This window comes from Nitratifractor sp. (assembly GCF_015487065.1).
Taxonomy (GTDB): domain Bacteria; phylum Campylobacterota; class Campylobacteria; order Campylobacterales; family Sulfurovaceae; genus Nitratifractor.
The window spans coordinates 1-5321 of record NZ_WFQN01000067.1; the positions used below are offsets into that span (position 1 = coordinate 1).

The following is a 5321-nucleotide window of genomic DNA, read 5'->3' on the forward strand; positions in this document are numbered from 1 at the left end:
CACGTTGTCCGCTTTGACGGATCTCTCCGTCGATGAGGATCGAAATATTGTTCGACAGATAAAAGGCTTCAGCCAGGTCGTGTGTGATGAGCAGCATTGTCGTACCGTACTCCTGGCGGATACGAAGGACAAGGTTCCAAAGTTCACGCCTGATATGGCTGTCCAGTGCACTGAATGGTTCATCAAAAAGAAGGAGCTTCGGTTGGGGGGCTAGGGCTCGGACCAGGGCGACGCGTTGGCGTTCTCCTCCACTGAGTGTTGCGGGCATACGGTGCAGAAGAGGGCGGATCTGTACCGTATCGATCAATTCCTGAAGATGTTTTTCCGTTTCCGGAGATTCCAGTTTACGTGCCCTGATACCGTATCTTAAATTCTTTTCGACGTTCAAGTGGGGGAAGAGTGCCAGATTTTGCGGCAAATAGCCGAAAGCTCTACTTTCGACACTCCATCGGTCAATGACCGTCCCCTCGAGATACAGGTGTCCGCTATCGGGTTTTTTGAGACCGAGGATTGTTGAAACCAAAGTACTTTTTCCGGAACCTGAAGGGCCGAGGAGGGCGTGACACTCCCCCTTTTTTATTTCGAGGTCGATCTCTTTGAGCTGAAAATTCTCTAGACGCAGGGAGAGCTTTTCGATTCGTAGCATCAGTGATTCCGTTCGAGTAGCCATCGGGTGGTGAATAGAGCAGAGAGTCCGATGGTTACAAGGATAAGAATTAGTGCCACCGTCCCTTTGATGTCGGCGGTTTCAAGATGCATATAGATGGCGATGGGAAGTGTCTCTGTACGCATTGCCATCGTCCCGGCGACAGTGATGGTGGCGCCGAACTCTCCCAAGGCTTTGGCCCAGCTGAGGATCGTCGCGGCGACAATCCCCCGGCGTGCCAGCGGAAGGCTGACCGTGAGAAAACTGTGCCAGGGTGAAGCTCCCAGCGTTCGCGCGGTGGTTTCCAGCTCGTGGGGAATTTCGTCGAAAGCGCTTTTGACGAAACGGACCGTTACTCCCGTGATGGTGACGAACTGAGCCAGGACGATGCCGGCGAAACTGAAAATAAAGGTGACGAGATGCTCCTGAATCCAATCCCCAAGCGGGTTGTTGAAAAAAATCAGAATAACTGCCCCCAGGGCGGCGGGCGAGACGATCATCGGGAATTCGAGAAAGGTGTCGATGATCTGTCGCCCTTTGAAGTGAAAGCGAGAGAGGGCGTAGCCGGCCGGCAGAGCGATCAATAGAGCCAGAAAGGTTGCGAAAGTGGCGGCGAGTAGACTGAGGCGGATTGAAAAGAGGGTTCTTGCGGAGCTCAGCGACTCCCACAAAGTCTTTCCGTCAAAAAAATAGAGAATGGAGAGGATCAACCCGCCGTAAAGCAGAAGAACGAAAAGAGCTGCCAAAATCGTCGTACTGCGAAAATTCATCGAGGCAGCCACTCCCGGGGAACTTTGTAGACTCCTCCGACGGGCTTTTTCCCCCCGACATAATCAAATGCCTGTTTGGGGGTGGCCAGGTAGTGGTATTTAGCGAAGATCGCTTTGCCCTCCGGAGAGAGGAGAAAGTCTATGAACTTTTTGGCCAGCTTGGGGTACCGGCTGTAGACCGAGACGGCGATGGGAATGTAGCCGATGCGGGCGATCTCCTTGGCTTTGAGAGGAACGGTTTGGATCCGATCGGGATTCCACTTTTCGAAAACGCGCCAACCGAGAACGGCATCCGCCTGATTGAGGCTGATTGCGTTGGCGGTTTTGGAGCAGGAGGAGGTGTAGTTGACGAGGTTTTTGCGGAATTGTTCTTTCTCTTTCGGGGTAAAGTTTTTTTCGAGGATCTCTACGGCGTAATCTCCGACACAGACTCCTTCGGGGTTGGCGATGGCTACTTTGATCCCCGGGCGTGTCAAGTCTTTCAGGGTATGGATATTCTTGGGATTTCCCCGGCGGACATTGATGGCGGGGACGAGATAGACGATGATCTTCTCCGTTTTCGGATCGACGAGTTTTTCTCTTTTGGCTTTTTCCATATAGTCGGAAGATCCGGGGAAGTAGAGATCGCCCCGATGTGTCAGTTTCATCTGCGAAAGGACGTACCCTGAACCTCCGAAAATCAGATCGACGTGAATCCCTGTCTTTTTCTCGAAGGCTTTGGCGGCCTCTTCGGTCGGAGGCTGACTGGCGGATCCTGCGAAGACAAGCAGGGAAGGTTTGTCTCCCCAGACAATCGAAGTAAAGAGGATAAGAAGAGCGAAAACCCATCGTTTCACGAAACCGATCCTTTTTGGATTTGTTTTTATTTGCTTGGTACGATCATAACGATAGTGTACAACCGAATGGCTAACAATGGGGTAGAAATCCGCTAATCAACTCGTGATACAATAAATGCACTTTATGAGGAGTCTGTATGCAAAAATGGATGATTGAAAAAGTCAGTTATCTTCCCAGAAAAACACGGGATAAATTTTTCGAGCGCTTGAGAGAGCGGGCGATTTTGCGCACGCGGGCACGGCTGGTGGAGAGCGGGGTGGATATCAGAAATTTGAGCGATGAAGAGCTGGAAGTGATCATCGCCGACGAGGAGGACAAACTCATCGGTGAATACAAGAGCAGGGGATTGATCGCTTTGCTGGCTTTGCTGGGAATCAGTTGGTTCTAGGCAATGTATCACTATCTGAAATGGGCGGCTCTTTCACTCTTTTTTCGCCGGAATCTTCGCTACCTTCTTTTGATATTTGTCTCGATGATCGGGATCTACGCGATCGACGGGATCTATCACGATCTGGTCGATTATGCTGTAGCCACGGGCCGCAAGGGGATGATACTCTATTTTCTGGCGGGGAAATGGGTACTTGTCATTCTCCTGTCAATTCTCTTTGTCTATTCTGTTATGCATCTCGGCTTTGGGAAAGAGGGAACTCCCGGAAAGAGGGAGAAGAAAAAGAGAGAAGACAAAGTTGATGAAAAGAGAGCGAAGGCGCAAGAGGAGCTCGTAATGCAGCGTCTGGAGAAGTTTAAAAGCAAAGGGAGGCTGAAGCGTCGCAGTGATCTGGTCCTGGAGCGTTTGGAGAAAGAGAGGAATAAGAAGTAAGGAATTCTACTCTTCCGATACTTTGGCGGTCTGAGTCCCAAAAAGTAGAACGACTCCCGCTGTGATGAAGGCCCCCAACCCCCAACCGGCGAGAACGTCACTGCACCAATGGGCGTTGAGCCAGATGCGGCTGAGCCCGATGGCGAGGGGCCAGAGCAGAATCCAGGCGGCTTTGGCTCCCCCGCGCTCGGCAAGGAGCCAAAAGAGCAGAATTCCCAGGGCCATCGATGTGGAGGCATGCCAGGAGGGGAAGGAGGGGCTGTGGATCTCCACCAGGCGATCTATTGGCCGGGAGCGGTCCACCAGGGCTTTGATCAGTGAAGTGGCTAGGGCGGTCCCCCCGAGTCCTCCGAGAAAAACGAGGGCGGGGCGCCAAGCCTTTTTGGCAGCCAAAGTGGCGACAACAACCAGGCTGAGGATAAGCAGGGCCGGCGGGGAGTTGAGATGTGTCAATGCGATGACAATACTGTTGACAAGCGGTTGATGAAAACGGTTGACAAACTCTGAAACGGCGGTGTCACAGGCCTGGAGCTCTCCTCTCCACAGTAGCAGAGAAACAAGCGTAAAGATCACCGCTCCGCTTCTCATCAGAGAGGTGAAGGTCCTTTGGGAAATTTTCATAGTGGAAGTATACTCTAGAAGAGTCGTCCGATCTTTCGGAAGCCGTAGAGGTAGACCAGCGTGCCGAGAACGATGACGCCGGCGAAATAGGGCCAAAGATCCGCCCAGGCGGTGCCGCGGAAGAAGATGCTTTCGCTCCCTTCGATGTAGTAACGCAGGGGGGAGATGAGGGAGAGCTTCTGGAGCCAGGGAGCCATGGCGTGGATGGGGGTCCAGGCGCCGCTGAGGAAGATCAGGGGCATCATAATGAAAATCGCCAGCTGAGCGACCTCCATCATACTGCGGGAGACCGCCGCGACGAAAAGGCCGATGCCGGCGCTGGTGAACGCGTAGAAGAACGAGAGGAGGAAAAAAGCCCAGATCGAACCGTGGATCGGAACGTCGAAAACCCCGAAGAGGATCAACCCCGTGGCGACGACGATGCCCAGGCTGAGGATGAGGACCTGGGAGAAGCTCTTGGCCAGGATGATGAGTTTCGGATCGACGGGCATCAGCAGCATCATATCCCAGGTGCCGTTCTCTTTTTCCCGGACGAAGACGGCGGCGGTGAGGATGACCCCCAGGAGGGTTGTGATGGAGAGAAGCTCGGCCAGGGACATAAACCAGGAAGTGGTCGCGTTGGGGTTGAAGAGTTTGTGGATCTTCAACTTCACGGGAAAATGGAGGTCGGAGAAATCCAGGAGAATGTGCTGCAGGTATTGCAGGGCTTGGAAACTCTGGGCCGCGGCGGTGGCGTCGAGAAGCACGTCGAGTCGGGTGTGGCCGCTGCGTTCATAGCCTCGGGAGAAGTCGTTGTCGAAGAGCAGTCCGACCATAATCTCCCGGTTGCGCAGGGCCCGGTCGAGTTCCTGCTGGGAGAGGAAACGGACAGGGGGCTTGAACTGGGGAGCGTGGAGGCGTTCGAGGATTTTGAGGCTGACGACTCCGCCGCTTTCGTCCACATAACCCACCGAAACGTTCTTGGCCTGGAGTTCGATCCCCTTGCCGGCGATGTAAATGTCCAGGGTGAAGGCGTAGAGGACTACGGCCACCAAGCCCCAGGCGCGAAGGAATCCCAGGATCTCTTTGTTGACAAGGGAGAAGAAGGTCCGCATCATCGCAACTCCTTTTTCATTAGAAAAGAGCCCAGGAGGATGAGCCCCACGGCGTAGGCCAGAAGGATCGCCAGGTAGAGTTGGTTCTTGGGGGAGGCGAGCCCTTGGCCGACGAGGAAAGTGTCGTAGACGATGTGGTTGAAGTACATCACCGGGTAGATGTGGGCTTCGACTGCGGATTCGGCGGACATCGCGGAAATAGGCATAAGCATCCCCGAGTAGAGAAAGCCGGGGATAATGGTGATGATGATCGTCAGGACCGTGGCGACGATCTGGGTGGAGGTCACGATGGAGACCAGCAGCCCCACCCCCAGGCTGATAAGGACATAGAGCTCGGCGGCGAACCAGTAGAGGGCGAAGCTCCCCCGAAAAGGAACGCCGAAGAGCCAGGTGGCCCAGAGAAAGAGGATGAAAATGTTCACCGAGTGGAGCACGAAAGCCGGGAAGAGTTTGGCCAGAAGAAATTCACTCTTTTTGATGGGCGAAGAGTAGAAGTTGAAGATGGTTCCCTCCTCTTTCTCTTTGACGATGAG

8 protein-coding genes are annotated in these 5321 nt (G+C 53.9%); 2 read left to right on the forward strand and 6 right to left on the reverse strand.

Annotation, left to right across the window (positions count from 1 at the left end; translation table 11 throughout):
* From F8I07_RS03615 to modA, 3 genes are all read right to left on the reverse strand, one after another.
* The coding region (locus F8I07_RS03615) for an ABC transporter ATP-binding protein (protein WP_292655851.1) at positions 1–646 on the reverse strand (646 nt) is incomplete at its 3' end.
* Positions 646–1416 carry an ABC transporter permease gene (locus F8I07_RS03620; RefSeq protein WP_292655854.1) on the reverse strand — a complete coding sequence of 257 codons (771 nt, stop codon included), beginning with the start codon at positions 1414–1416 and terminating at the stop codon, positions 646–648. The genes F8I07_RS03615 and F8I07_RS03620, both read right to left, overlap by 1 nt.
* Positions 1413–2252 (reverse strand): molybdate ABC transporter substrate-binding protein, encoded by an 840-nt coding sequence (gene modA, locus F8I07_RS03625; RefSeq protein WP_292655856.1) that lies wholly within the window; start codon positions 2250–2252, stop codon positions 1413–1415. Before modA ends, F8I07_RS03620 begins: the two co-directional genes overlap by 4 nt.
* A gap of 137 nt (positions 2253–2389) precedes the next feature.
* Between modA and F8I07_RS03630 the strand changes: the two genes are divergently transcribed.
* Positions 2390–2641, forward strand: coding sequence for a hypothetical protein (locus F8I07_RS03630; RefSeq protein WP_292655858.1), 252 nt, complete (start codon positions 2390–2392; stop codon positions 2639–2641).
* A gap of 3 nt (positions 2642–2644) precedes the next feature.
* A complete protein-coding gene (locus tag F8I07_RS03635; RefSeq protein WP_292655861.1) occupies positions 2645–3073 on the forward strand; it encodes a hypothetical protein in 429 nt (142 codons plus the stop codon).
* A gap of 6 nt (positions 3074–3079) precedes the next feature.
* On the opposite strand, the gene F8I07_RS03640 is transcribed toward F8I07_RS03635, so the two are convergent.
* The 3 genes from F8I07_RS03640 to F8I07_RS03650 all read right to left on the reverse strand — a co-directional run.
* Positions 3080–3661, reverse strand: coding sequence for a phosphatase PAP2 family protein (locus F8I07_RS03640; protein ID WP_292655864.1), 582 nt, complete (start codon positions 3659–3661; stop codon positions 3080–3082).
* Positions 3662–3708: 47 nt separating this feature from the next.
* Positions 3709–4791 (reverse strand): ABC transporter permease, encoded by a 1083-nt coding sequence (locus F8I07_RS03645; protein ID WP_292655867.1) that lies wholly within the window; start codon positions 4789–4791, stop codon positions 3709–3711.
* Positions 4788–5321, reverse strand: a 534-nt coding sequence (locus F8I07_RS03650; RefSeq protein ID WP_292655869.1) for an ABC transporter permease, incomplete at its 5' end; no start/stop codon positions are given. The genes F8I07_RS03645 and F8I07_RS03650, both read right to left, overlap by 4 nt.

What these genes read in the sequence shown, in the direction of transcription:
- F8I07_RS03620 (WP_292655854.1), bottom strand. Translation starts at nt 1,416, where the DNA reads ATGAATTTTCGCAGTACGACGATTTTGGCAGCTCTTTTCGTTCTTCTG.
- F8I07_RS03630 (WP_292655858.1), top strand. Translation starts at nt 2,390, where the DNA reads ATGCAAAAATGGATGATTGAAAAAGTCAGTTATCTTCCCAGAAAAACA.
- F8I07_RS03635 (WP_292655861.1), top strand. Translation starts at nt 2,645, where the DNA reads ATGTATCACTATCTGAAATGGGCGGCTCTTTCACTCTTTTTTCGCCGG.
- F8I07_RS03640 (WP_292655864.1), bottom strand. Translation starts at nt 3,661, where the DNA reads ATGAGAAGCGGAGCGGTGATCTTTACGCTTGTTTCTCTGCTACTGTGG.
- F8I07_RS03645 (WP_292655867.1), bottom strand. Translation starts at nt 4,791, where the DNA reads ATGATGCGGACCTTCTTCTCCCTTGTCAACAAAGAGATCCTGGGATTC.